This is a genomic window from Frankia sp. AvcI1 (assembly GCF_001420875.1).
Taxonomy (GTDB): domain Bacteria; phylum Actinomycetota; class Actinomycetes; order Frankiales; family Frankiaceae; genus Frankia; species Frankia alni.
Map to the genome: position 1 here is coordinate 157,430 of NZ_LJFZ01000008.1, position 25,576 is coordinate 183,005.

The window sequence follows — 25,576 nt, forward strand, 5'->3', positions numbered from 1 at the left end:
CATTGATGCTCGACCAGTGCACTCGGGACCGACCAGAGGGCGACCACAACCTAGAGACGGTGCCGAAAACGCGGCGGGCGGTGGATCCGGCGGCGGGAGCGGCCTATGCTCACACCGTCATCCGAACCAGTCCCGGCGGCGAGGAGCGAGCACCGACCGCTGCCGCGCCGACCGGCGCGGCCGTCGCCATCACTCCACCGAAGGTCGACGCCGGCCGAGGTCGATTTCACCCCGCGTTGTCGAAGCCCGCGAAGAAGTCCCGGGGGCGCAGAACCCGGGCAGCCTCGGTGATCGATCCGGACAACGAGGGGTAGATGGAGAAGGTGTGCGCGATCTGATCGACGGTGAGACCGTGTTCGACCGCGAGCGAGACAGAAAGGATGAGCTCCGACGCGCGCGGGGCGACAATCACGCCACCGAGCACGCTGCCGCTGCCCGGCCGGCAGAACAGTTTGACGAAACCGTCCTCAATCCCCATCATCTTCGCGCGAGGGTTGCGCGAGAGTGGCACGGTGGTCACCTCGGCCGCGACGGCACCCGTGTCCTTCATCACCTGGGTGACTCCGACCGTGGCGATTTCCGGCTCGGTGAAGATGTTGGAGGAGACGGTCCCGAGTCGCAGCGGNCTCACCGCCTCCCCGAGGGCGTGCCACATTGCTATCCGGCCCTGCATGGCGGCCACCGAAGCGAGCGGCAGAACGCCGGTGCAGTCGCCGGCCGCATACACGCCGGGCACGGAGGTGCGCGACATCCGATCGACGTTCACGTGCCCGCCGGGACCGAGGCGAACACCGACCTCGGTCAGGCCGAGCCCCTTCGTGCGGGGAACGGATCCGACCGCCATCAGAGCGTGGCTCCCCGTGACGGTGCGACCGTCGGTGAGCTCGACGATCACGCCGTCGCCGATGCGGCGGACCGAGGCGGCGCGCGAGCGGTTGAGCACCTCGATGCCACGCCGCACGAACACATCCTCGATGACGCGCGCGGCGTCCGGGTCCTCGCCGGGCAGGACCCGTTCGCGAGACGACACGAGGGTGACCTCCGCGCCCATCGCCCGGTAGGCGCTGGCGAACTCGGCGCCGGTGACGCCGGAGCCGACGACGACCAGATGCTCCGGAATCTCCTTGAGATCGTAGAGATGGCGCCAGGTGAGTATGCGTTCGCCGTCCGGGCGGGCGGTCGGAAGATCCCGCGGGCTCGCCCCGGTGGCGACGAGAATCACGTCACCCACGAAGGTCTCGCCGGTGTTCGTCTCGATCGCATGCGGCCCGACCAGTCGGCCCGCCGCGTGGACCACCTCGACCTTCTCTCGCTCGAGTCGGCGTTCGATGTCCAGGGACTGGGCCTTTGCAAGCTCCCGAACCCTTTCGTACACCTGCTCCGGATCCACACTGACGACCTCCGGCGGCGTGAGCGGAGGAACACCCCCGTCCAGACCACTTCGCATGCCCCACGCCACGGCGGGCAGCACCGCTTCGGTCCCCGCGCCCGGTCCATGCGGGCGGATACCGAGCCCCGGCGCCAGTGCGATATTGGTCATAGTCTCCGAAGTCGCGATCAGCGTCTTGGAAGGAACACAGTCGGTGAGCACACAGGCGCCGCCGATCCCATCCGAGTCGATGACCGTGACCGTCGCGCCCAGCGACGCAGCCACGAGCGCCGATTCATAGCCGCCAGGCCCTCCACCGAGAATGACGATGCGCGTCACGTGCCCTCCCGATCTGACATCTCCTCCTTTCATCTTCCCCTGCCTCGGCGGCTGCGCTCCTCCCGGTGCGGANAGCTCCGTAGGATCACAGGCGGAAGCCACCATGCGCGAAGTCCACGAGACATCCTTCTTCCACCTTTGAGACGGACATAGCAGCTATAGCCACGCACCGTCACCCCGAGAGACGACGATGACCTTGTACGCGGCGTACGCCGGCAATCTCGACCCGGCGCAGATGAAGGAGCGNGCCCCCCACTCGCCCGTCACCGGCACTGGATGGATCAACGGCTGGCGCCTGACCTTCGGCGGTGAGAACGTGGGCTGGGACGGGGCGCTGGCCACGATCGTCGAGTCACCCGGCAACCATGCGTATGTGCTGCTGTACGACCTCGACCGCTATGACCTGGAGCGGCTCGACGTGTGGGAAGGCGCGGACACCGGCCTGTACACCCGCATCCGCGTCAGGGTGTCCACCCTGGACGGCGAGGCTCTCGCCTGGACCTACGTGCTGAACTCCTACGAGGGCGGCCTGCCCTCCCGGTGGTACCTCGACATGATCGCCGATTCCGCCGAGAAGGCAGGGGCTCCTGCCGACTACGTCAAGGAGCTCCGCACCCGGCCGACGGCATAGTCGGCCGGGCGAGCGCAGGTCAGAGGGAGGCCGGTGGGCGGCGCAGCAGCTCCAGGGCGGCGCCGGCCAGCAGCCGCACCCCGACGCCGACGGCCCGCTCGTCGACGTCGAAGGCCCCTTGGTGCAGATCGTAGGTGGGACCCCCCGGAACGCGGGTACCCAACCGGGCCAGCGCACCGGGCACGTGGTTGAGATACCAGCCGAAGTCCTCCCCGCCCAGGGACTGCGCCACCGTGGTGGACGCGCCATGGCCAAGGGCGCGATCGACGACGCTCTGGAACACGTCGACGACCTCCGCACTGTTGACGACGGGAGGCACGCCGCGCCNGTAGTCGACCACGATCTGCGCGCCGTAGGGGGCGACGAGCTGCTCGGCGACCCGGGTCACGAGGGTGGGGACGGACTCCCAGGTCTCTCGGGACAGCGTGCGGATGGTCCCGCGCAGCTGCCCCGTGCGGGGGATGGCGTTGGCGACGGTGCCGGCCTGCACCTGCCCCCAGACCAGGGACAACGCCGACCGTGGATCGACCAGCCGGCCAAGCGCGNCTGGCAGGTCGGCGGCCAGCCGGACGATCGCGTACACCAGGTCGACCGTGTTCTGTGGTCGCGAGGTGTGGCCACCCGGCCCCGCCATCGTGATCTCGATGGCGTCGGCCGCGGAGGTGATCGGCCCGGTCCGCAGCCCGATGGTGCCCACGTCCAGCGCGGGATCGCAGTGCACGGCGATCGCCGCCGAGGCGGGCTTCAGCGCGCCGGCGTCGATCACGTCCAGCGCCCCGCCGGGCATGAGCTCCTCGGCCGGCTGGAAGACAAGACGCACGGTCCCCGGCAGCGACGCCGTACGCGTGTACTCGGCGAGAGCCAGACCGACGCCCAGCACCACGGTGGTGTGCACGTCATGCCCACAGGCGTGGGCCACGCCGGGCACCGTCGAGCGATACACGACGTCCTTGCCGTCCGGCAGCGGGAGCGCGTCCATGTCGGCCCGGACGACCACCACCGGGGCCGCCGGATCGCGATCCGCCCCGACGCCGATGTCACACCACAGCCCCGGCACGTCCGGCAACCGGTGCGGGGACAGTCNCGCGGCGCGCAGCCTCGCCTCCACCTGCCCGGCCGTCCGCCGTTCCTGCCGGCCGAGCTCGGGGTGGGCGTGCAGGTCACGGCGCAGNGCGACCAGCTCGGATTCATGCGCGGTCACCCATCGGGCGACGGCCGCGGTCTCGTTGGCCTCCATCTGNCGGCCGGGCTCCTCCCTGCGGGCGCCGCACGGGCCCTGACGCGCGCCGTNTCGGATACCGGACCGTCGGGTGCGCGCCGACGCACCTATCCGGCAACGACCGGACGGCCGGTATTCATCTCTTCCAGCAGGGTATCGACGACCCGGGTGAGATCTCCATCGGCCCGCCGGGCCACCGCCCGCTGCCGGGTGTAGCTCGCCCCGGTCTCGAGGATCACCAGGACGTCGGCGAGCTGCTGCGCGCAGTCCAGCCGGTGGGCGACCGGAAGCAGATCCTCCACGAGGTCCACGAGGTCGTCGCGGACCGATCGCACCCCGCCGCGGTCGTCGATCAGGATCTGCGCGTCAAGGCCGNAACGGGCCGCCCGCCACTTGTTCTCCTGCACCAGCCACCGCTGCGGTGTCGGGAGCCGGTATCCGCGGTCGATCTGGGTGTTCATCCGGTCGACGAGACACTGTGCGAGGGCGGCGACCGCACCGACCTCCAGCAGCGTCGGCAGCCCGTCACAGATCCGCAGTTCCACGGTCCCGAAGTTGGGATGAGGCCGGATGTCCCACCAGACCTCCCGGATCGTCTCGATCGTGCCCGCCGCGATGAGCGTCTCCATGAAGGACTCGAAGCGCGGCCAGTCCTCCAGNGGGTAGGGCAGGCCCGCGGTGGGCAGGCTGGCGAACACCTGGGAGCGCGACGAGGCCAGGCCCGTGTCCCCGCCCAGCCAGAACGGCGACGAGGCGGACAGGGCGAGGAAATGCGGGATGTACACCATCAGGGCATTCATGATCGGCATCGCCTTGTCCGGCGAACGAACCCCGACGTGCACGTGGACGCCGAAGATGAGCAGCCGGCGGGCCAGCCACTGCATCTGGNTGACCAGCCGCGAGTACCGGTTGTCGTCGGTGATGCGCTGCCCGGCGTAGTCGCTGGTGGGATGGGTGCCGCTGCACATCAGGCCGACCCCGCGCCGCTCCGCCAGGTCACGCAGCAGCGACACCGTGCCGGCCAGGTCGGCGGTCGCCNCCCCCACCGACCCGCAGACCCCGGTGATGACCTCGACGGTCGACTCGAACAGCTCGTGTTTCGCCTTGGCCGCCTCCCGCTCGCCGACCTTCGCCCGCAGCTCGTCGAGGATGAGGGTGGCCTCGCCGCGCAGCTCGCGGGACTGTTGGTCGACGAGCTGCAGTTCCCACTCGATGCCGAGACTGGAGCTCGTCGAGGACGAGAAGGGAATCTGCACCTGGGCTCCTCGGATCGGGGCCGATGCCGGTGTCGGGCGGCCGTCACCGTTCCGCTCGGCTCACGGACAGCAGGAGCTGAGTACCCATTCGAGCCGTTCCTACCCCCGCTCCCCTCCCGCGGAGGCCGGCGCAGCCGCCGTAGCCGGGGGGGCCGCGGCAATGACTCGTACGCCCAGTTCACGAAGCTGACGGTCGGTCACCTGGGTGGGCGCCCCCGTCAGCGGGTCGAGACCGGACTGGGTCTTCGGGAAGGCGATGACCTCACGGATGTTCTCCTCACCCGCGAGGATGGCGACCAACCGGTCGATGCCGACCGCGAAACCGCCATGCGGCGGCGCACCGTAGCCAAACGGGGTGAGGAAGAAGCCGAACCGGGCGTTCGCCTCGTCGGGCGTGATCCCGAGCAGGCCGAAGATGCGCTGCTGCAGGGCGCTCTCGTGGATCCGGATCGAACCGGACCCGAGCTCCCAGCCGTTGAGCACCAGGTCGTAGGCGCGGCTGCGCACCGCGAGCGGTTCGCTCTCCAGCTTCGCGATGTCGTCGGGATGCGGGCGGGTGAAGGGGTGGTGCCCGGGCTTGGGCCGCCCGGTGGCCGGGTCGACGCCGACGAACAGCGGGAAGTCCACCACCCACACGAACCGCAGCGGCCCCTGGCCGGNCGGCGGGCGACCGAGATCGTTGCGGAGCTGTCCGAGCACCTCGCAGGTGGTCGCCCACGCGTCGGCGACCAGCAGCAGCAGGTCGCCCTCGACGGCGTCGGTCGCGGCGACGATCCCGGCGAGTTCGTCCGCCGAGAGGAACTTCGCCACCGGCGACTCCAGCTCACCACCGGCGCCCACCCGCATCCACACCAGGCCCTTGGCGCCCAGTGCCTTGGCCCGCGTGGTGAGATCGTCCAGCCGGCGCCGGTTGTGCGCGGCCGAGCCACCGGGCACCCGAATGCCCTTGATCGCCTCGGCGCCGGCGAACGCCTTGAAGCCGCTGCCGGCGAAGATCGCGGTGAGCTCGACGAGCTCCATCCCGAATCGCAGGTCCGGCTTGTCGACGCCGAAGCGGTTCATCGACTCGTGCCAGGTGATCCGTTCGATCGGCGGCACCGTGTCGGTCCGCACCGCCCGCGCCGCGGCCAGCACCGCGGCGGAGATCACGTCGAGNACGTCGTCCTGGTCGACGAAGCTCATCTCGAGGTCGAGCTGGGTGAACTCGTACTGCCGGTCGGCGCGCAGGTCCTCGTCCCGCAGGCAACGCGCGAACTGGAAGTAGCGGTCGGTCCCGCCCACCATGAGCAGCTGCTTGAACAGCTGCGGCGACTGCGGCAGGGCGTAGAAGCTTCCCGGGAACTGCCGGGACGGGACGATGAACTCCCGGGCACCCTCCGGCGTCGACGGCATCAGCAGCGGCGTCTCCACCTCGACGAAGTCGAGGGGCGCCAGGGCGGCGCGCATCGCGCCCAGCACCGCGGAGCGGGTCCGCAGGTTGCGCTGCATCCGCTCCCGACGCAGGTCGAGGTAGCGATAGGCCAGCCGGGTGGACTCGTCGACGGCGTCGGCCCGGTCGTCGAGGGGGAACGGCGGCGGGGTGGCGACCGACAGGATCTCGACAGCGCAGTCGCGCAGCTCGACCTCCCCCGTCGCCAGCGCCGGGTTCGCCGTGCCCTCCGGCCGGATGGCCACCGTGCCGGTGACTCGCAACACGTACTCGGAGCGGACGTCGACGGATCCGTCGACGACGACCTGCAGGAGGCCGGAGTGGTCCCGCAGGTCGACGAAGGTCAGCGACTGCCCGTGCTGGCGGCGGTGGGCCACCCAGCCGCACACCGACACGGTCCGGCCGACGTGATNGGCCCGCAGGTCAGCGCACAGATGCGTGCGCATGGCCGTACGCTGCCCGCTGGCCGCGGAGACCCCCGGCTCCGGGATCGGTAGCTCGCCGGTGGCCGGCTGGGTTGTAGTCATCGGTCCGTTGTTCCCATCGCTGTCCGGTTCGGCCCACCGGGCGCGGTGTCACGCCAGTGCTGTGGCGATATCGTCACGCCCGCCGCGGGATCCCGTCCCGACCTTATCGGCCGCTGCGTCGGGACGGTCCGGTCAGGCCGCCGCGCCTCGCGTCAGGTCGCGCACCCACGCGAGAGGCTCGCCCCCACCCGAGGAGGTGGTCCCGGTCGTCCGCCGTCCGGCGCGCCCGACCGGTCGCCTAGCGACGCAGCGCGCGGATGAAGCGGCCGGCCTCGGTGCGCAGCCGGGCCGGGACGCGCAGGACCTGGCGTCCGCGCGGCGTGCTGAGTTCCACCGTGATGACGTCGCCGTGCTTGACCCCGCGGGAGGCGCTCACCTCGCGACGGTCGAACACGACGTCGAACCAGTCGCCGTCCCGGGGAAACGGNGCGACGACGAGCAGCCGTCTGTCGGTGAGCACGATCCACCGGGAGGCACCGACCCGATGGCCGACGAACGTCTCCACCTTCGACGTCAGCCGTCCCGGCCCGTCGGGATCGGTCAGCCGTCCCCGCAACACGACCTCGGTGAACTCACCGGACTCCAGCGGCACGGACGGGAGCCGGCGGTGGGACGGCAACAGGGGCACGCACGCCAGTCTCCTCCACGCACCCCGTACAGTCGCCGGGTGCGAGAGCAGGCGGAGGAACCGGATGCGGCGGCCTCGGCCGCGCGGCTGGCGGAGCTGACCGGGGCCGGGCGGCACGACGTGGCGATTCTGCTGGGCTCGGGGTGGCGCCCGGCCGCGGACGTGCTCGCGCGACGGGCCAGGGAGGTCACCGAAGTCACCTTCGCCGAGCTCGGGGGCTTTCCACCGGGCACCAAGGTGCCCGGTCATCGGCCGGTCGCCCAGTCGCTGCGCCTCGAGGACCGCCGGCTGCTCGTCTACCTGGGCCGGGTGCACGCGTACGAGGGCCACGCGCTGTCACAGGTGGTGCACGCCGTGCGGCTGGCCTGCGCCGCGGGTGCGTCNACGGTCGTGCTGACGAACGCCGCCGGCGGGCTTCGCGCCGACATGACCATCGGCCAGCCGGTCCTCATCTCCGACCATCTCAACCTGACCGGACGATCACCGCTCGTGGGACCCGCCTTCACCGATCTCACCGACGCCTACTCGCCACGGCTGCGCGCCCTGGCCCGCGAGGNCGACCCGTCGCTGTCGGAGGGTGTCTACGCCGGCCTGCCCGGACCGCACTTCGAGACGCCCGCGGAGATCAGGATGCTGCGGGTGCTGGGCGCCGATCTGGTGGGCATGTCGACGGTGCACGAGACGATCGCCGCCCGGGCCGCCGGCGCCGAGGTGCTGGGCGTGTCACTGGTGACCAACCTTGCGGCGGGCATGACCGGCGAGCCGTTGAACCACCTGGAAGTGCTGGCCGCCGGGGCGGCCGCGGCGGAACGCATGGGGGTTCTGCTCGCCGACGTCGCCGCCCGGCTCTAGAGACGGCGAGATCGTGACGGCACCGGCCACGGCGAGACCATGACGGCGTCGGCCACCGACCTGCCGCCGGGGCTGCCCGATCCGCTGGCCGGACGGGTCCGGGCCTGGCTCGCCGACGACCCGGACGACGCGGACCGGGCCGAGCTGACCCGGCTGTGCGCCGAGGCCGTCCGCGACCCGGCGGCGCTCGACGAACTCGCCGACCGGTTCCGGGCGCCGTTGCGGTTCGGGACGGCGGGGCTGCGCGGGCCGCTGCGGGCCGGACCCGGCGGGATGAACACGGCCGTGGTGCGCCGTACCGCCGCCGGCCTGGCCGCCTGGCTGCGCGCCACGGTGCCGGCAGAGGCGGTCGCGCCGGCGGGCGCCCAGGCAGACACGACGGCGCGGGCGGGAGCGCAGGCGGGAGCGGGGGGTGGCACCCCGGCCGCGCCTGCCCTGGTCGTCATCGGCTACGACGCTCGGCACCGCAGCGAGGCGTTCGCGCTGGACAGCGCGCGGGTCCTCGCCGGGGCCGGGCTGCGCGCCCTGGTCCTGCCCGAGCCGCTGCCCACGCCGGTGCTGGCCTTCGCCGTGCGTCACCTGCGCGCCGACGCCGGCGTGATGGTCACCGCCAGCCATAATCTGGCCACCGACAACGGCTACAAGGTCTACCTGGGTGGCGCCGAGCCGGACCCGGGTCGCGGTGCGCAACTCGTCGCCCCCGCCGACGCCGACATCGAACGGCGCATCGCCGCCGCCGGTCCGGCCGCCGCAATACCGATGGCCGAGACCTGGCGCCAGCTCGACGGACGGCTCGTCGAGGACTACATCCACGCCGCCGTGGCGGCAGTCCTCGACCTGGCACCGACGGCCGACCCTGCGCCGACGGCCGGCCCGGATGAGCCCGAGCCCGAGCCCGTGCCCGTGCCCGTGCCCGTGCCGGCGATCGTCGCGTACACCCCGCTGCACGGGGTCGGCGCCCGGACTCTCGCCGCCGTCTTCGCCGCCGCCGGGCTCGCGGCCCCGGCACTCGTCGACGAGCAGGCCGAACCCGATCCGGACTTCCCGACCGTCTCCCGGCCGAACCCCGAGGAGGCGGGCACGATGGACCGGGCGCTGGCTCTCGGAGACCGCATCGGCGCGGATCTGGTGCTGGCAACCGATCCCGACGCGGACCGCTGCGCCGTCGCGGTGGGCGGGCGGTTGCTCACCGGCGACGAGATCGGCCTGCTCCTCGCCGATCAGGTGCTCCGCCACCGGCCCGGNCCGGTGGCGACCACCCTGGTCAGCTCGTCCGGCCNGCGCGCGCTGGCGCGGAGCTGGGGGGTCGAATACCGCGAGACGCTCACCGGCTTCAAGTGGATCATGCGGGCGGATCCGGGACTCGTCTTCGGTTACGAGGAGGCGCTCGGCTACGCCCTCGTCCCGGACCTGGTGCGCGACAAGGACGGCATCACCGCGGCGCTGGCCGTCACGCTCATCGCCGCCGCCGCGAAGCGGCGCGGCCGGACCCTGCTGGATCTCCTCGACGAGTTGGCGGCGCGGATCGGCGTACACGAGACCGGGCAGCGCTCAGTCCGCTTCGCCGACGCCGCCCGGATCGCCACGGCGATGCGGCGACTGCGCGCCCAGCCCCCGCCTCGACTCGCGGACCGCGCGGTGACGGGCCGGCGCGATCTCCTCGACGACGGCGTCCCGCCGACGGCGGATGCCCTGCCGACGGCGGATGCCCTGCCGTCGGCCGACATTCTCGTCCTGTTCCTCGGCGACGACCGGGTGACCTTCCGGCCGAGCGGGACCGAGCCGAAGCTGAAGGTCTACCTCGAGGTCGTCGAGCCGGTCGACGACACAGCGACCCCCCAGAACACCGAGGACACCGAGGACACCGAGGACACCGAGAACACGGTGGTCAGCGCCGTCACCGCGGCCCGCGAGCGAGCCCGGTCCCGGCTGGCCGAGCTCACCGCCGCCGTCGACGATCTACTCGGCCAGCTCGGGTAGCCGCCCCGTGACCCGCAGCCAACCGTGCACGCCCAGGCCGTCCGCCGGCACCGCTGCACTCTGCACTCCGCACTCCGCACATCTTCCCGTGGATCACATCTCCCCGTAGATCCGGTCGCCGGCGTCGCCGAGCCCGGGGACGATGTAGGCGGTGTCGTTCAACCGCTCGTCGACGGCTGCGGCCACCACAGTCAGCTCCGCCGCCGCCGCGACCGGCAGGCCGGACTCCAGCGCCGCCAGCCCCTCCGGCGCGGCGACGACCGCGACGACCGTGATGCCCCGCGCCCCGCGGTCGAGCAGCAACCGCAGGCAGTGCAACGCCGAACCACCGGTGGCGAGCATCGGGTCGAGCAGCAGCACGGGCCGGCCGGTCAGATCGGCGGGCACGGCCTCCAGGTAGACGGTGGGTCGGTGCGTGGTCTCGTCCCGGGCCAGGCCGATGAAGGCGGTGTGGGCGTCCGGCAGCAGGCCGAGCGCCGCCGGCAGCATGCCGAGGCCGGCGCGCAGCACCGGGGCGACGACCGCCTCGGCGGCCGGTCGCACCCCGGCCGTCGTCGCCAGCGGCGTCGTCACCGTCACGGGCATGGTCGGCAGCGCCCGGGTCGCCTCGTAGACCAGCATCGTCGCCAGGTCGTGCAGGGTCGGCCGGAAACGGGAGCGCGGCGTGCGCTCGTCGCGGAGCACGGTGAGCGACGAGGCCGCCAGGGGATGGTCCACGACGTGCAGATGCACGGACTGACTCCTCGAGCGCGGGACGGGATCGGCAATGATGCAACGTATGACAACCGACCCCGCCGGACCCGACCGTCCCGCCGAGGAAGCGGCGGGCGGCGCCCCCACCACGGCCGAGGGCGCCCGGCCCACCTTGCGGCGGGCCGAGGTCGCCCGGCTGATCGACCACACCCTGCTGGCCCCGGCCGCGACCGACGAGGAGGTGCTCGCGCTGTGTGCCGAGGCCGCCAGGCTGGGCGTCGGCGCGGTCTGCGTGGCCCCGACCCACGTCTACCTCGCCGCGGCGAGCACGTACCGCAGCAGCCACGAGGCCGAGCCCGCCTTCGCCGTCGCCTCGGTGATCGGCTTTCCGCACGGCACGCATCTCACCGTCATCAAGGCCGAGGAGGCCCGCCGGGCCGTCGCGGACGGCGCGACGGAGATCGACATGGTCATCGACATCGCCAACGCGCTGGACGAGAACTGGCGGGCGATCGAGACCGAGATCTCCGAGGTCCGCCTGTCGGTGCCGCCGCATGTGATCCTCAAGGTGATCCTGGAGACCGCCCTGCTGCCCGACGCGAACATCATCGCAGCCTGCCGGGCGGCGGAGGCCGGCGGCGCCGAGTTCGTCAAGACGTCCACCGGATTCCACCCTGCCGGGGGGGCCAGCGTGCGAGCGGTGCGGGCGATGGCCGAGGCGGTGGGGGGACGGCTCGGAATCAAGGCCTCCGGCGGCATCCGGACCGCGGAGAAGGCGAAGGACATGCTCGAGGCCGGTGCAACCCGCCTCGGGCTGTCCGCCTCCGCCGACGTCCTCGCCGGCTTCCCCGCCTGATCCGACCCCGGCGTCCCCGCCCCGGGACGCGGCTACGCGGACATCTGGGGAACCCAGCAGGCCGCCAGATGATCGTCGACCAGACCGCAGGCCTGCATGAGCGCGTACGCGGTGGTCGGGCCGACGAACACGAAGCCGGTCGCGCGCAGCCCCTTCGCCAGCGCCACCGACTCGGCGGTCTTCGCCGGGACGTCGGCGAGGGTGGCCGGCCTGGCCCGCTGCGGCGGCCGGTGCGACCAGATCAGCTCGGGCAGCGGCCGGTCGAGGGCGAGCACCGCCCGGGCGTTGACGATCGTGGCCTCGATCTTGCGGCGGTTACGCACGATGCCGGCGTCGCCGAGCAGCCGCTCGACGTCGGCGGCCCCGAACCCGGCGACCACACTCGGGTCGAACCCGGCGAAGGCCGACCGGAATGCCGGTCGCTTGCGCAGGATCGTCAACCACGACAGCCCGGACTGGAACGCCTCGAGGGTGAGGCGCTCGAACAGACTCACCTCGTCCCGGACCGGGCGGCCCCACTCCTCATCGTGGTACTCGACGTATTCCGGCGCCGACAGGCCCCAGGGGCAACGCGNCCGCCCGTCGGCTCCGACCACGGCGCCCGCGGGGGCGGGCCGGTTCGGCATCGGGCCGGCGGGCACCGTCAGGGCGCCGAGGGGCTCGGTTCCTGCCACGCTCGTGCTCATCGGGCGAGCTCCTCACGGACGTAGGGCGCGTAGCCCGGCTTGATGACATCGTTGATCAGGTCGAGACGCTCGTCGAAGGGCAGGAAGGCCGACTTCATCGCGTTCAGGCTGAGCCAGCGGATGTCCGACCAGTCGTAGCCGTGGACGTCGACGAGCGTCGCGAACTCGCTCGACAGCGACACGTCGCTCATGAGCCGGTTGTCCGTGTTCACGGTGACCCGGAAGTGCAGCCGGCGCAGCAGGGCGATGGGATGGNGCTCGATGCTCGGCGCGGCACCCGTGTNCACGTTCGAGGTGGGGCACATCTCCAGCGGCACCCGGACGTCGCGCACGTAGTTGGCGAGGTCTCCGAGGGTCGCCTTGNCGTCCGGATCGACCGTGATGTCGTCGACGATGCGCACCCCGTGGCCGAGCCGGTCGGCGTTGCACCACTGGACCGCCTCCCAGATCGACGGCAGCCCGAACGCCTCTCCCGCATGGATGGTGTAGTGCCCGTTCGCCCNCTGGATGTACTGGAAGGCGTCGAGGTGCCGGGTCGGCGGGTTGCCCGCCTCGGCGCCGGCGATGTCGAAACCGACCACTCCGGCGTCGCGCCAGCGCACCGCCAGCTCCGCGATCTCCAGCGAGCGGGCCTGGTGACGCATGGCCGTGAGCAGCGCGCGGATGCGCAGCGGCGTGCCGGCCGAGCCAGCACGGAAGCCGTCGAGGACGGCCTCGACGACCGCGTCCAGCGACAGGCCGCGCTCGACGTGCAGCTCGGGCGCGAACCGCACCTCGGCATAGACCACGCCGTCGGCCGCGAGGTCCTCGGCGCACTCGCGCGCCACCCGCCGGATCGCCTCCTGGGTCTGCATCACGCCGACGGTGTGGCGGAAGGTCTCCAGGTAGCGCACCAGCGAGCCGCTGTGCGCCCCGCCGCGGAACCAGGTGCTCAGGGCCTTCGCGTCCGTGGACGGCAGGTCCCGGTAACCGGTCTCGTCGGCGAGCTCGACCACNGTGGCCGGCCGCAGCCCGCCGTCGAGATGGTCGTGCAGCAGGACCTTCGGCACCCGGCGGATCTCGTCGACCGTNATCGGACCGGGCGGTGCGTCGTTCGTCATCGGCTCCTCCGTCTCCTGCGCAGACCGTAGGCCACGGGTCCGACAGAACCGCGACGCCGCGAGGGCGGCCGGGCCGTCTCCCTCCCCCGCGGACGCGCTCAGGAGCAGATCAGGCGCGGATGTGGTCTCCGACGAGCGGGGTGGGCGGCGGCGGCTGCGGGGTGACCGTCACCGCGCCGGCGAGCGCGGCCAGCGCGCGGCCGAGGGTCGTCGGATCGTCGGTGTGCATTTCCAGCAGCGGCTCCCCCGCCGTGACCCGGTCGCCGATGCCCGCCCGCCAGCGCACACCCGCCGTCGCGGACACCGCGTCCTCCTTGCGGGCCCGCCCCGCGCCCAGCCGCCAGGCCGCGATGCCGACCGCCCGGGCGTCGAGATGCGCCAGGTAGCCGGACGCCGGGGCGGGCACGGTCTCGATGTGGGTCGCCCGTGGCAGGACCGCGTCGGGATCGCCGCCCTGCGCCGCGACCATCTCCCGCCACACCGGGTAGGCGTCCCCGGCCGCCAGCACCTCGGCCGGATCACGAACCGCCCGCGGCCCGCCCGCGTCCGGAGCCGCCGGCGCCCCGCCGGCGCCGACCGCCCGCCCCGCGCCCGCCAGCTGGATCATCACCCGAGCCAGGGCGACGGTGACCTCGACCAGGTCCCTGGGCCCGCCGCCACGCAGCGTGTCGACCGCCTCGGCCACCTCCAGCGCGTTGCCGGCGGTCCGCCCCAGCGGGTGGTCCATGCGGGTCAGCACCGCCTCGGTCCGGACACCGGCGGCCGCGCCGAGCCCGACCATGGTCCGCGCCAGCTCCCGGGCGTCGTCCAGCGAGGTCATGAACGCCCCCGAGCCGACCTTCACGTCGAGGACCAGCGCGGACGTTCCCTCGGCGATCTTCTTGCTCATGATCGACGAGGCGATGAGCGGGATCGACTCGACCGTCCCGGTGACGTCCCGCAGCGCGTAGAGCCGGCGATCGGCGGGAGCCAGTCCGGCCCCGGCGGCACAGATCACCGCGCCCACCTCGGCAAGCTGACGGCGCATCCGTTCGACCGGCAGGTCGGCGCGCCAACCCGGGATCGACTCCATCTTGTCCAGCGTCCCGCCGGTGTGCCCGAGGCCCCGCCCCGACAGCTGCGGGACGGCGACGCCGCACGCGGCGACCAGCGGCACCAGCACCAGCGAGACCTTGTCGCCGACCCCGCCGGTCGAGTGCTTGTCCACGGTCGGACGGCCGACTCCGGCCAGGTCCAGCCGCTCGCCGCTGGCGATCATTGCCGCGGTCCAGCGGTCGAGCTCGGGCGGGGACATTCCCCGCCACACCACCGCCATCAGGTAGGCCGACATCTGCTCGTCGGCGACCCGGCCGTGGGTGTAGGCGTCGACCAGCCAGTCGACGGCCGCCAGCGGTAGCGAGCGGCCATCCCGCTTGGCGCGGATGAGATCGACGACGTCGAAGTCGGCGCTCACGACGCCCCCGATCCGCCGGACGGGGTAGCACCGGTGGGGGATGGGCCGGGCGGAACGGGAGGGCCGGGCGGAACGGGCGGATCGCCGGCCGCCACCGCCGCAAGATCCGCCCGCCGCGGCGGGACCGGCAGGTCGAGCGGACCGAACGCGCCGGGCAGCAGCTCCGCCAACCGCCGCACGCCGTCAGCGGTCGCGACGAGCAGGTCGGGGCCGCCGTGCTCGTAGAGGAGCTGCCGGCACCGGCCGCAGGGCGCCAGCGGCCGTCCGTCCGCGTCGACGCACGCGAACGCCACCAGGCGGCCGCCTCCCCGGGCGTGCAGCGCCGAGACGAGGCCGCACTCGGCGCACAGCGCGAGGCCGTACGAGGCGTTCTCGACGTTGCAGCCGACGACCATCCACGGCTCGTCCCCGGTGGTGCGGCCCTCGGCATCCGGACGGTCGACGACCAGCGCCGCCGCGCCGACCCGGAGGCCCGAATACGGCGCGTAGGCACTCTGCGCGACACGGACAGCGGCGTTCCGCAGCCGTTCCCAGTCTCTGTCGTCCACACTCCACCCCATGTTCCTGCNCCCCCTGGTCCCGCCGTACTTCATGGCTTCGCGACACTCCGCGGCGTCGCGACACTCCGCGGCCTCGCGACACCCCGCGGCCTTGCCACCTCGTGTTCTCGTCGGAGTCCGTGGTCCGATCGGGCGCTGACGCCAGCATGCCCGACCTCCGCGGGCCGGCCACGATGTGATCCCATTGACGCGAGCCTCACTGGCGATCGGGAAGGGACGAAGGGATGGCAGGCGAGTCCCCGGACAACCCGGGTCCGGCCGGGGCGGTGGCCCTCGTCGGAGGGCGCTACCGGCTCGACGGCGTCCTCGGGCATGGCGGCTTCGGCGTCGTGCACCGGGCCACTGACGAGCTGCTCCAGCGGGTGGTGGCCGTCAAGGAGGTGCGGCTGCCGATCACCGAAAGTGGTCTGGAGCGCGACCGGGCTCGGGAGCGGGTCCTGCGCGAGGCGCGCGCCGCCGGGCGGTTGCACCATCCCGGAGCCGTCGCCGTGCTCGACGTCATCGACGACGGCGATCTGCCGTGGATCGTCATGGAGTACGTCGAGGGGCAGTCGCTGTCGCGGATCATCGCGGATCTCGGCCCTCGGCCGGTCGACGAGACCTGCCGCGTCGGCATCAGTCTCGCCTACGCCCTGGAGGCGGCGCACCGGCTCGGGATCGTCCACCGGGATGTCAAGCCGAGCAACGTGCTGGTCACCCCCGACGGTCGGGCCCGGCTGACGGACTTCGGCATCGCGGTCAGCCACGGTGATCCCCGGCTCACCAGCACCGGGATGGTGCTCGGCTCGCCGGCCTACCTGCCGCCCGAGCGAGCTCGCGGGGACGCGGGCAGCGCCACCGGTGACCGGTGGGGGCTGGGCGCCACGCTGTTCACCACGGTCGAGGGCTGCCCGCCCTTCGCCGGCAGCGACCCGATCTCGGTGCTCGCCGCACTCATGCAGGGGCGGCGCCAGCCCTTCCGCCTCGCCGGCCCACTGGCACCGGTGATCGACGATCTGATGGCGCCGCACGAGCTGAGCCGGCCCCCGCTGTCCATCGTGCGCAAGCGGCTGCGTGAGATCCTGGAGCGTGGCGGCGAGCGGCGCTCGTCCCGGACGGGCCGACCGACGCGCCCCACCCGGCCGCGCCCGTCTGCCCGCAGCATCTCCACCGGGCCGCCCGACGCGGCCGACCGCCCCGATCCCGTCGAGGCGGTCGACGAGCTCCCCGAGGGGACCGTTGCGCAGGGCACGGACGATCCGCACCGCCAGGCCGATCCCGGTGGCGCGGGTCGCTCCCACGGCGGAGACGATGCAGCAGCCCTGGACGAGCCGGGCGGCGATGCCACCGGCCACGGCCCGCGGCCGATGCTCGACGAGGCTCCCGGCGACGACACGCCCCACCCTGACGGCAGGGACACCGCTCACCCTCGGCAGCGATCGAAGGCAACCAAAGAGCACAGCACTGACGATGAAAGCCGTGCAGCCGAACAACGCGGCGCGGTCGAAAGCCGTCGGGACGACAGTGGCGAGACGCTGGCCACGAAACNCCCCGACGTCGCGGAATCCGTCGCGCCCGCCTCGACCGCGAGCTCCTCGGCGGGCGCCGCCGGCCCCGGGTATTCCGAACCGGCGGTCACGGCATGGGCGCCCCCGGCGCCGATGATCGGCCTACCGACGGTCTCCCCAACGGGAAACATCGAATCGGCCGCCGTGCCGCTCTCCGCGTCTGCGGGCGGCGCCCCCGCCCCGCCCGGCACAGCTACGGAGACCGTTGCGGCCGAGGCCTACACAGACGAGACCGTCGCGAGTGAGAGCGGTGCACGTGAGACCCACGGGCTGAATCCCGTCGCCACCAACNTCGCCGAGGTCCGGACAGCCGAGACTGCGACAACCCCGACCGGCGCGGCCTTGACCCGCACACAGCGGACCGACACGCAGCGGACCGACACGCAATGGACCGACAGGGGACAGACCGACGCCGACGGGACCGGACCGGCCGGGGCCGAACCGGCCGAGGCCCCGGCGAGCCGGCCTGAGCTCGACGAGGACCGAGTGGGCGCAGCCGTTGCACCGCCGGCCGGCTCCGCCGGACAGGCACCGGCGCGGGGTCCGGCCGAGAATCCGCCACCCGCGGCCCCTCCACCGGCGGCGGCCCCTGCGAAGTCGGCGGCCCCTGCGCAGTCGGTGGAACCTGCGCAGTCGGTGGAACCGACGGCTGGGCCTGTGGCGGCCGCGCCCCCCGCGCCCCCGCGCGCGCAGCCGATGCGCACTCGCCTCACCAGCCCGCTCGAGCGCATGCGTTCGATGGACCGGATGCGGGCACTCGGCGGGATTCCCGCGCGGGCGCGATTGGTGGGTCGCGGCACCGGGTCCGATGCCGGGACCGGCGGTGGGTCCGGCGCCGGGGCTGGCGGTGGGTCCGGCGCCGGGGTAGCGGCTCGGCAGGGTGAGTCCTGGGACTCTACGGCCGCAACCGGTGGTGCACGCCGCGCGAGTGGTGCACCCGGCACGAGCGACGGTCCGCTCCCGACCACCCCGGGCCCCGGCCTGGCAGCTGCGACGGCGTCCGGCGACGCAGCTGCGGGGAACGCCGGCGCGGGACGGGCTGCGACGGCCGCGCCCGCCGCTGCAGCGCGGCGCGGACGGCTCGGCCAGCCGTGGACCCGACCACGCACCGCGGCCGCCGCCGGACCCGCCGCCCTGGCGACCGATTCCGGGCTCCCCGCGACGGCCACTCGGCCCGCCGCCGAGTCGACCCCGACGACCGCTCGGCCCGCCGCTGCGGTCATGCCGATGGAGCCGGCCGGCGCCGCGGAGGGGGGCGAGATCCGCTCGGCTGCCGGTGGCGTCCCACAACAGATCAGACCGGCCGCTGCCGGGGCACCGACTCCTCCCGGCGGCACCGCGGCGGGCCGGGCGGGCGGTCCGAGCGGCAGGCCGTCCACGCCGGCAGGACCGATGGACGACAGCCTGCCTGCGGACCGCGAGGCCGACCCGCGCCGCCGCCTCGTCGCGGTGTCGGCGCTCGCCGTGCTGGCCGCGGCGATCATCATCGCGGTCCTGATCCTGATCAGCGGCGGGGGGAGCTCCGGGACCGCCGGTGTCTCCGCCGGGCGCGACGGAGCCGGCGCACCCGCGGGAACGACCGGCCCAGGCTCCGGCGCCACCGCCAGGACGCCCGGAGTCGGGGGGACCGCGGCGGTCAGCGGCGCGGCCAGCATCCGTCCGGCCGATCCCCCGACCGGAGCCGCCGATCCCGTGGCCAGGGACACCAGCCCGGTCACCGCGCCTGCGGGCTGGGTCTCCTACGTCGATCCCGATGCCGGCTGGTCGGTGGCCTACCCGTCGACCTGGCAGCGCCAGCAGGGCCCCGGCGGCCCCGGAANCGTCGATTTCGTGGACCCGGCTACCAGGGCGTTCCTGCGGGTCGGTAGCGTCAGTCGGGCAAACACCTCCGCGATCGGTGACTGGCAACACAACGAGGCCGGTTTCGTTCGGAGTGTGCAGGACTATCGGCGCGTACGGCTGGCTCCCAGCGACGGTGGGGATGGCACCGAGCAGGCCGACTGGGAGTTCGGGTACCGCAGGTCGGACGGGGTCATGGTGCATGTGCTCAACCGGGGCGCGATTCGCAACGGCCACGGATATGCCCTCTACTGGCATACCCGGGAGGATCTGTGGTTGCAGGATCAAGCATTGATGCACCAGCTCTTCAGCACCTTCCGGCCCGGTCCGTGATGTCGGCATTCGTCGGGTTTCCGACTCGCGCGGCGGCCGGAAACACGCCAGCCGTCGGGCGCGCGGATCCATCCGTCTGTCAGACTTGACACGATGGCCAAATCGGCAAGCGTGCCCCCGGACACCTCTCGGCACGGCACGCCTCGTTACGTAGCTCAGCGCTACCGTCTCGACACGCCCATCGGGCGTGGTGGAGCGGGTGTCGTTTGGCGCGGTGAGGACGAACTACTCCAGCGCCCGGTGGCCATCAAGGAGATTCTCGTCCCGATGGCCGGGGCGCAGAACGAGCGCGACGCGATCCGGGCCCGGGTGCTGCGGGAGGCCCGCGCGCTGGCCCGCCTGCACAGCCCCGCCATCGTCTCGGTGTACGACGTGGTCGAGGAGCACCAGCGACACTGGATCATCATGGAACTCGTCGACGCGGACAGCCTCGGCGACGTGATTCGAAGCCACGGCCCACTGCCCTTCGACCAGGTCGCGGCGATCGGGCTGGCGCTGACCGACGCGCTCGCCGCGGCGCACTCCGCCGGCGTGCTGCACCGCGACGTCAAGCCCGGCAACGTCCTGCTCGGCCGGGACGGCCGGGTTCGGCTCACCGACTTCGGTATCGCCGCGACCGAAGGTGATGTGACCCTGACGGGGACCGGCGCACTCGTCGGCTCCCCTGCCTACATCGCCCCCGAGCGGGTCCGAGGCTCCTCGGGCAGCCCGGCGAGCGACCTGTGGGGCCTCGGCGCGACCCTGTACTCGGCGGTCGAGGGCCAGCCACCGTTCGAGGGCCCGGAGACCTACGCGGTGCTGACCGCCGTGGTCGAGGGCCGCCGCCGCGCCTTCCGCCTGGCGGGGCCCCTGCGCAACCTGCTCAGCGATCTGATGGACCGGCCGGCGGAGGAACGCCCGGACGTCACGGAGATCCGCCGGCGGCTGATTCCCGTGGCCCGCAACGCCAACCCGGTGCCGGCCTCCGTCATGCACGCCCGGCCGCGCTCCGAGGACGACGACGCGGGTGCGAGCGCCGCCGACGTCGGTCTGGAGAACCTCGACGAACCGGCGGCTCCGTCGGCATCGACCGATGGCGGCGGCGGCGGATCGGCGGCGGGTCGCAGCGCCGGCCGGACCGGCCCTTCGGCGTGGAGCGGGCCGATGACGGGTGCCGCGGCGTCCGGCCAGCACGGCGGCACCGGCCCGCGCGCCACGGGTGGTCTGGTACCGCCCCCCGGCGGCCCCGTCTCGCCCGACGGGCCAGCCGAGTCCGCCGACTCGGAGATCACTGCGGATCCGGTGCTCGGGGCGCTGGACGAGACCGCCATCTCGCCCGCCACCGGTGGCGGTCCCCGGCCGCCCCGGTACGAACCGCTCCGATCCACCGCGCCGAACCGGACCCGGCCCCAGGTCGATCACGATGCGCAGACGAGGATCGGGCCGCCCGCCCAGGCGACAGGACCGACGCACGGTGGAGACGATGACGAGACCCGCATCGGCGTGGTCCCCGTCGTGGCGTCGACGGCCAGCCTCGGGATGTTCGACGACGATCACGCCGCCGGGCTCGTCCCGCTCGACGAGGCCCGCCGACGCTCCGAGGCCGCACATCAGCGTGGTCCCCACGGCAACGGCCACGGCCACAGTCGGGGGTCCGGCGGTGCCGGGGAGCGTCGACGGCGGACCATCGCGATCGCGGCTGCCGCGGTCGCCATCCTGGCCGGCGCGGCGATCGCCCTGACCGTGGGTCTGGCCGGGGGTGGCTCGCCGGCCAAGCCGAACGACGTGACGGCGCCGAAGACGACCGCCCCGACCGTCTCCGCCGTACCCTCCTCCCCGCTCGCGACGACCTCGCAGCCCGACACCTCCGCCCCGGCGGTCGTGACCCCGTCGACGCCGCGCCGCACCCACCGCGCGCCGTCGACGACCTCCCCGATCCTGGAGGCCACGCCGACCGCGCAGGCCAGCACCGCGGTCGAAACGCCGCCGGCGTCGCCGACGCAGCCGCTCCCGACGACGGCGCCACCGCCGACCAAGCCGGCACCGACCACCCCCGCGCCGACTCCGACCATCCGGACAACGCCGGCCACCGCGCCTGCGCCACCGCCGTCGACCGGCCCGCCGCCGGCCGCGCAGTGACGGCGGCGGGCGGGCCCGCTGTGGCATAGTTCACCCGCCGGCGCCGGGCCCGGACCCGCCGCTGACCAGGCCCGGCACTAGCATCTGCCGCAGGCGCGCGGTGGCCGCCCCGGCGACGCATCGCCGCCCCGTGGCGCCGCGGGCGCCGCGGATGTGACCCTTTCTGGCCGAGCGGCTGGGCCGATCCGGAGGAGCTTTCATTGCCGAAGGCACCAGCGGNCACGCTGTACCGCGGTCGCGAGGGGATGTGGTCCTGGGTCGCCCACCGGATCACGGGCGTCCTGGTCTTCTTCTTCCTGTTCGCGCACGTGCTCGACACGGCGCTCGTCCGGGTCTCGCCCTCGTCGTACAACGAGGTGATCGAGGTCTACAAGAGCCCGATCGTGAACCTGCTCGAGGTCGGCCTGGTCGCCGCGGTGCTGTTCCACGCGCTCAACGGCATCCGGATCATCCTGATCGACTTCTGGGAGTCCGGACCGAAGTACCAGAAGCAGATGCTGTACATCGAACTCGTGCTGTTCGTGGTGCTGCTCGTTCCCGCGGCCTACCGGATGCTGCTGCACACCGCCGAGACGCTGTTCGGGAGCGCGACCTGATGGCGACGACGGCGGTGCCGGCGGACCGGGGCGCGCCGGAGCTGGCCGCCCCGCGCTCGCCGCGGCGGCGGACGAAGCCGGGCGCCGCGAAGGCCCGCAGCAACTTCGAGCTCTACGCCTGGGTGTTCATGCGGATCAGCGGCCTGCTGCTGTTCTTCCTGGTGCTCGGCCACCTGTTCATCATGAACGTGCTCGACGGCGGCGTGCAGCGGGTGAACTTCGGTTTCGTCGCGGGCCNCTGGGCATCGCCGTTCTGGCGCACGTGGGACCTGGTGATGCTGCTGCTGGCCGAGCTGCACGGCACCAACGGGCTGCGCACCGTGATCAACGACTACGCGGAACGGGCACAGACCCGGTTCTGGCTGAAGATGCTGCTCTACACCTCGGCGTTTCTGGTCGTCACCCTCGGCACGCTGGTCATCTTCACCTTCGACCCCAATCTGTGAGTGTGACCCCGATCCAGCAGGTGCGACCCCGGTCCAGTGAGGAGGTAGGCGTGCAGCTCCACAGGTACGACGTGGTCATCGTCGGCGCGGGCGGGGCCGGGATGCGCGCCGCCCTCGAGGCGGGGCAGCGCTGCCGGACCGCCGTGCTCACCAAGCTCTACCCGACGCGTTCGCACACCGGCGCGGCCCAGGGCGGCATGTGCGCCGCGCTGGCCAACGTCGAGGAGGACAACTGGGAATGGCACACCTTCGACACGATCAAGGGCGGTGACTACCTGGTCGACCAGGACGCCGCCGAGATCATGGCGAAGGAGGCCATCGACGCCGTCCTCGACCTGGAGAAGATGGGGCTGCCGTTCAACCGCACCCCGGAGGGTCGGATCGACCAGCGGCGTTTCGGCGGCCACACCCGCGATCACGGCAAGGCGCCGGTCCGCCGATCCTGCTACGCGGCCGACCGCACCGGCCACATGATCCTCCAGACTCTGTACCAGCAGTGCGTCCGGCACGACATCGAGTTCTACAACGAGTTCTACGTCCTCGACCTGCTGCTGCAGGATGGCGCGGCGGCCGGCGTGGTCGCCTACGAGCTGAAGACCGGCGAGATCCACGTCTTCCAGGCCAAGTCCGTGGTCTTCGCCACCGGCGGGTTCGGCAAGGTGTTCAAGGTCACGTCGAATGCGCACACGTTGACCGGCGACGGCATGGGCCTGGCGTTTCGCCGCGGCATTCCGCTGGAGGACATGGAATTCTTCCAGTTCCACCCGACGGGAATCTGGAAGATGGGCATCCTGCTCACCGAGGGCGCCCGCGGCGAGGGCGGGATCCTGCGCAACCGCGACGGCGAGCGGTTCATGGAGCGTTACGCGCCGACCATCAAGGACCTCGCCCCCCGCGACATGGTGGCCCGGGCCATCTACACCGAGATCCGCGCCGGCCGGGGCTGCGGCCCCGACGCCGACCACGTGTACCTCGACCTGACCCATCTGCCGCCGGAGCAGCTCGACGCGAAGCTGCCGGACATCACCGAGTTCGCCCGCACCTACCTCGGCATCGAGCCCTACGACGACCCGATCCCGATCCAGCCGACGGCACACTACGCGATGGGCGGCATCCCGACGACCATCGACGCGCAGGTCCTCGCGGACAACGACACCGTCGTCCCCGGCCTGTACGCCGCCGGCGAGGTGGCCTGCGTGTCCGTGCACGGCGCGAACCGCCTGGGGACCAACTCTCTGCTCGACATCAACGTGTTCGGCCGGCGGGCGGGCATCGCCGCCGCCGAGTACGCGAACGCCACCCCGCACCACGTCGACCTGCCGGCAGATCCGGCGTCGTTCGTGGACGACATGCTCCGCCGGCTGCGCGCGGGTGCCGGCACCGAGAACACGGCCGTGATCCGCGCCGAGCTGCAGCAGTCGATGGACGTCAACGCCTCGGTCTACCGCACCGAGGCGACGCTCAAGCAGGCGCTCAGCGACATCGCCGCGCTGAAGGTCCGCTACCAGCAGGTGGGCGTGTCCGACCGGGGACGCCGGTACAACACCGAACTCCTGGAGGCGGTCGAGCTCGGCTTTCTGCTCGACCTCGCCGAGGTTCTGGTGGTGGGGGCGCTGGCGCGCAACGAGTCCCGCGGCGGCCACTCGCGGGAGGACTACCCGAGCCGGGACGACGTCAACTTCATGCGCCACACGATGGCCTACCGGTCGGGACCGCTCGCCGCCGCCTCGCCGGAGGCGGACATCCGGCTGGACTACAAGCCGGTCGTCGTCACCCGCTACGAGCCGATGGAGCGCAAGTACTGATGACCGTCGTCGACTCCCGGCCCACCGCGGCCCCGGGTCCGGCCGCAACCGGCCCGGCGCCCGTGACCGTCACGCTCAAGATCCGCCGGTTCGACCCCGAGTTCGCCGACGAGGCACGCTGGGAGAGCTACCAGGTGCCGTTCGATCCCAGCGACCGCCTGCTCGACGCGATCATGTGGGTGAAGTGGAACCTCGACGGCTCCCTGGCCTTCCGGCGTTCCTGCGCCCACGGCGTGTGCGGCTCGGACGCGATGCGGGNGAACGGTGTCAACCGGCTCGCCTGCAAGGTGCTCGTGAAGGATCTCGGGCCCGAGATCAGCATCGAACCGATCAAAGGCCTTCCGGTCGAGAAGGACCTGATCGTCGACATGGAACCGTTCTTCGACGCGTTCCGGGCGGTGAAGCCCTATCTGATCACGGATGACCACGAGCCGACCCGGGAACGGCTGCAGTCCCCTGAGGACCGGGCCCGCTTCGACGACACCACCAAGTGCATCATGTGCGCGGCCTGCACGACGTCCTGCCCGGTCTTCTGGAACGACGGGGACTACTTCGGGCCGCAGGCGATCGTCGCCGCCCACCGCTTCATCTTCGACAGNCGCGACGCCGGCGCCGACGAGCGGCTGGAGATCCTCAACGAGCGTGAGGGCGTCTGGCGCTGCCGGACCACCTTCAACTGCACGAATGCTTGCCCGCGGGGTATCCAGGTCACCAAGGCGATCCAGGAGGTCAAGCGGGCCCTGCTGTTCCGCCGCTTCTGATCGACCGAAACCGGCGCGCGGGAAACCCGCGATCCTCGTCCCGATTCCCGGGAGTCCTCGTGTTTCCCGTCCTCTGCCGGAATCGGCCAGGTACGGATCAGATGGCGCGACGTGGCATCAGGTCCTGGGCGCGCAGCACCCGGAGCAGATCGTCGGCGTCGACCAGGAGTCGCCCGGTCGGCGGGCGGGTCGGCGAGGAGTCGGCGTACTCCAGCCGAACGCGCAGGCTGTAGAAGTCGTCGAGATGGCGGGCGAGCTCATTCAGCCGCCGCTCGTTATCCTTGTCCCGCAGCCAGTTCCGCTCGCCGACGTCGGTGTCCTGCGCACCCTCTCGCTCCAGGCGATGGGTTCGGCACAGGCCGTCCGGGTCCTTCCCGACCGCTCGCTTGCCACACCGGTGAGCGACGTATCCCCGCCCGCCCCCCATCACCGTCGCGGTGCAACGGTCGCCATCCCACATCTTGATCAGTGCCCGCTCTCCGTCTCGTCCGCCCGTCGATCGGTCGGCCCCGAAACCCCCGCGAGACAAGGCTAGGACGAATACCGGGGTTGT

General features: G+C 72.6%; 11 protein-coding genes and 31 pseudogenes. 16 read left to right on the forward strand and 26 right to left on the reverse strand.

The window, feature by feature from the left end:
* Window positions 1-226: 226 nt before the first annotated feature.
* Window positions 227-625: pseudogene (locus tag UK94_RS47435) on the reverse strand (NAD(P)H-quinone dehydrogenase); the annotation flags it as partial.
* Window position 626: 1 nt separating this feature from the next.
* A pseudogene (locus UK94_RS10830) lies at window positions 627-1,708 on the reverse strand (NAD(P)H-quinone dehydrogenase); the annotation flags it as partial.
* A 247-nt stretch (window positions 1,709-1,955) separates the two neighbouring features.
* Between UK94_RS10830 and UK94_RS10835 the strand changes: the two are divergent.
* Window positions 1,956-2,339, forward strand: a pseudogene (locus UK94_RS10835) (gamma-glutamylcyclotransferase); the annotation flags it as partial.
* 19 nt (window positions 2,340-2,358) lie between these two features.
* Here the strand turns inward: UK94_RS10835 and UK94_RS47440 are convergent.
* The 14 genes and pseudogenes from UK94_RS47440 to UK94_RS47500 form a co-directional block, all read right to left on the reverse strand.
* A pseudogene (locus UK94_RS47440) lies at window positions 2,359-2,666 on the reverse strand (amidohydrolase); the annotation flags it as partial.
* Between the two features lies 1 nt (window position 2,667).
* Window positions 2,668-2,884, reverse strand: a pseudogene (locus UK94_RS47445) (amidohydrolase); the annotation flags it as partial.
* Between the two features lies 1 nt (window position 2,885).
* A pseudogene (locus UK94_RS47450) lies at window positions 2,886-3,422 on the reverse strand (amidohydrolase); the annotation flags it as partial.
* A 1-nt stretch (window position 3,423) separates the two neighbouring features.
* A pseudogene (locus tag UK94_RS47455) lies at window positions 3,424-3,510 on the reverse strand (hypothetical protein); the annotation flags it as partial.
* A gap of 155 nt (window positions 3,511-3,665) precedes the next feature.
* Window positions 3,666-3,933 (reverse strand): annotated as a pseudogene (locus UK94_RS47460) (carboxylate--amine ligase); the annotation flags it as partial.
* A gap of 1 nt (window position 3,934) precedes the next feature.
* Window positions 3,935-4,217 (reverse strand): annotated as a pseudogene (locus tag UK94_RS47465) (glutamate-cysteine ligase family protein); the annotation flags it as partial.
* A gap of 1 nt (window position 4,218) precedes the next feature.
* A pseudogene (locus tag UK94_RS47470) lies at window positions 4,219-4,446 on the reverse strand (glutamate-cysteine ligase family protein); the annotation flags it as partial.
* Window position 4,447: 1 nt separating this feature from the next.
* Window positions 4,448-4,596: pseudogene (locus tag UK94_RS47475) on the reverse strand (carboxylate--amine ligase); the annotation flags it as partial.
* A 1-nt stretch (window position 4,597) separates the two neighbouring features.
* A pseudogene (locus UK94_RS47480) lies at window positions 4,598-4,814 on the reverse strand (glutamate-cysteine ligase family protein); the annotation flags it as partial.
* Between the two features lie 99 nt (window positions 4,815-4,913).
* Window positions 4,914-5,473: amino acid--tRNA ligase-related protein (locus tag UK94_RS47485; protein ID WP_313949476.1), on the reverse strand; the 560-nt coding region annotated here is incomplete at its 5' end.
* Window position 5,474: 1 nt separating this feature from the next.
* Window positions 5,475-5,969 (reverse strand): annotated as a pseudogene (locus UK94_RS47490) (GAD domain-containing protein); the annotation flags it as partial.
* A 1-nt stretch (window position 5,970) separates the two neighbouring features.
* Window positions 5,971-6,655, reverse strand: a pseudogene (locus UK94_RS47495) (amino acid--tRNA ligase-related protein); the annotation flags it as partial.
* Window position 6,656: 1 nt separating this feature from the next.
* Window positions 6,657-6,770, reverse strand: a pseudogene (locus UK94_RS73470) (hypothetical protein); the annotation flags it as partial.
* Between the two features lie 238 nt (window positions 6,771-7,008).
* A pseudogene (locus UK94_RS47500) lies at window positions 7,009-7,197 on the reverse strand (hypothetical protein); the annotation flags it as partial.
* A 240-nt stretch (window positions 7,198-7,437) separates the two neighbouring features.
* Between UK94_RS47500 and UK94_RS47510 the strand changes: the two are divergent.
* From UK94_RS47510 to UK94_RS47535, 5 pseudogenes are all read left to right on the forward strand, one after another.
* Window positions 7,438-7,781 (forward strand): annotated as a pseudogene (locus UK94_RS47510) (purine-nucleoside phosphorylase); the annotation flags it as partial.
* 1 nt (window position 7,782) lies between these two features.
* A pseudogene (locus UK94_RS47515) lies at window positions 7,783-7,954 on the forward strand (purine-nucleoside phosphorylase); the annotation flags it as partial.
* Between the two features lies 1 nt (window position 7,955).
* Window positions 7,956-8,250, forward strand: a pseudogene (locus tag UK94_RS47520) (purine-nucleoside phosphorylase); the annotation flags it as partial.
* Window positions 8,251-8,289: 39 nt separating this feature from the next.
* Window positions 8,290-9,494 (forward strand): annotated as a pseudogene (locus UK94_RS47525) (phospho-sugar mutase); the annotation flags it as partial.
* Between the two features lie 36 nt (window positions 9,495-9,530).
* Window positions 9,531-10,230 (forward strand): annotated as a pseudogene (locus UK94_RS47535) (phospho-sugar mutase); the annotation flags it as partial.
* A 93-nt stretch (window positions 10,231-10,323) separates the two neighbouring features.
* Here UK94_RS47535 and upp read toward each other — a convergent pair.
* Window positions 10,324-10,962: a uracil phosphoribosyltransferase gene (gene upp, locus UK94_RS10870; RefSeq protein ID WP_041938874.1), complete on the reverse strand. Its 639-nt coding sequence runs from the start codon at window positions 10,960-10,962 to the stop codon at window positions 10,324-10,326.
* 37 nt (window positions 10,963-10,999) lie between these two features.
* Between upp and deoC the strand changes: the two genes are divergently transcribed.
* A complete protein-coding gene (deoC, locus tag UK94_RS10875; RefSeq protein WP_231861673.1) occupies window positions 11,000-11,779 on the forward strand; it encodes a deoxyribose-phosphate aldolase in 780 nt (259 codons plus the stop codon).
* Window positions 11,780-11,811: 32 nt separating this feature from the next.
* Here the strand turns inward: deoC and UK94_RS10880 are convergent.
* The 8 genes and pseudogenes from UK94_RS10880 to UK94_RS10895 all read right to left on the reverse strand — a co-directional run.
* Window positions 11,812-12,353: DNA-3-methyladenine glycosylase I (locus UK94_RS10880; RefSeq protein WP_268761297.1), on the reverse strand; the 542-nt coding region annotated here is incomplete at its 5' end.
* A 108-nt stretch (window positions 12,354-12,461) separates the two neighbouring features.
* Window positions 12,462-12,720, reverse strand: a pseudogene (locus UK94_RS47540) (adenosine deaminase); the annotation flags it as partial.
* Between the two features lie 29 nt (window positions 12,721-12,749).
* Window positions 12,750-12,828: pseudogene (locus tag UK94_RS47550) on the reverse strand (hypothetical protein); the annotation flags it as partial.
* 1 nt (window position 12,829) lies between these two features.
* Window positions 12,830-12,967 (reverse strand): annotated as a pseudogene (locus tag UK94_RS47555) (adenosine deaminase); the annotation flags it as partial.
* 1 nt (window position 12,968) lies between these two features.
* Window positions 12,969-13,460: pseudogene (locus UK94_RS47560) on the reverse strand (adenosine deaminase); the annotation flags it as partial.
* Window position 13,461: 1 nt separating this feature from the next.
* Window positions 13,462-13,535 (reverse strand): annotated as a pseudogene (locus tag UK94_RS47565) (hypothetical protein); the annotation flags it as partial.
* 139 nt (window positions 13,536-13,674) lie between these two features.
* Window positions 13,675-15,018 carry a thymidine phosphorylase gene (locus UK94_RS10890; protein WP_011602397.1) on the reverse strand — a complete coding sequence of 448 codons (1,344 nt, stop codon included), beginning with the start codon at window positions 15,016-15,018 and terminating at the stop codon, window positions 13,675-13,677.
* Window positions 15,015-15,566, reverse strand: coding sequence for a cytidine deaminase (locus UK94_RS10895; RefSeq protein WP_256788324.1), 552 nt, complete (start codon window positions 15,564-15,566; stop codon window positions 15,015-15,017). Before UK94_RS10895 ends, UK94_RS10890 begins: the two co-directional genes overlap by 4 nt.
* Before the next feature lie 236 nt (window positions 15,567-15,802).
* On the opposite strand from UK94_RS10895, the gene UK94_RS47570 reads away from it, so the two are divergent.
* From UK94_RS47570 to UK94_RS47595, 9 genes and pseudogenes are all read left to right on the forward strand, one after another.
* The coding region (locus tag UK94_RS47570; RefSeq protein WP_235487418.1) for a serine/threonine-protein kinase at window positions 15,803-17,105 on the forward strand (1,303 nt) is incomplete at its 3' end.
* Between the two features lie 2,285 nt (window positions 17,106-19,390).
* The gene (locus UK94_RS10905) at window positions 19,391-21,415 is read left to right on the forward strand and encodes a serine/threonine-protein kinase (protein ID WP_011602394.1); all 2,025 of its coding nucleotides are present in this window, start codon (window positions 19,391-19,393) and stop codon (window positions 21,413-21,415) included.
* Between the two features lie 220 nt (window positions 21,416-21,635).
* Window positions 21,636-22,011: pseudogene (gene sdhC, locus UK94_RS10910) on the forward strand (succinate dehydrogenase, cytochrome b556 subunit); the annotation flags it as partial.
* Window positions 22,011-22,248: pseudogene (locus tag UK94_RS47575) on the forward strand (succinate dehydrogenase); the annotation flags it as partial. The pseudogenes sdhC and UK94_RS47575, both read left to right, overlap by 1 nt.
* 1 nt (window position 22,249) lies before the next feature.
* Window positions 22,250-22,457, forward strand: a pseudogene (locus UK94_RS47580) (succinate dehydrogenase); the annotation flags it as partial.
* 50 nt (window positions 22,458-22,507) lie between these two features.
* Entirely contained in the window at window positions 22,508-24,262 is a 1,755-nt protein-coding gene (sdhA, locus tag UK94_RS10920; RefSeq protein ID WP_041938871.1) for a succinate dehydrogenase flavoprotein subunit, read from the forward strand.
* A partial coding sequence (locus tag UK94_RS47585; protein ID WP_235487420.1) for a 2Fe-2S iron-sulfur cluster-binding protein occupies window positions 24,262-24,520 on the forward strand: 259 nt, incomplete at its 3' end. The genes sdhA and UK94_RS47585, both read left to right, overlap by 1 nt.
* 1 nt (window position 24,521) lies before the next feature.
* Window positions 24,522-24,860: pseudogene (locus tag UK94_RS47590) on the forward strand (2Fe-2S iron-sulfur cluster-binding protein); the annotation flags it as partial.
* A 1-nt stretch (window position 24,861) separates the two neighbouring features.
* Window positions 24,862-25,023 (forward strand): annotated as a pseudogene (locus tag UK94_RS47595) (succinate dehydrogenase iron-sulfur subunit); the annotation flags it as partial.
* Window positions 25,024-25,120: 97 nt separating this feature from the next.
* Here UK94_RS47595 and UK94_RS10930 read toward each other — a convergent pair.
* Entirely contained in the window at window positions 25,121-25,483 is a 363-nt protein-coding gene (locus UK94_RS10930) for a hypothetical protein (protein WP_041938870.1), read from the reverse strand.
* Window positions 25,484-25,576: the final 93 nt, after the last annotated feature.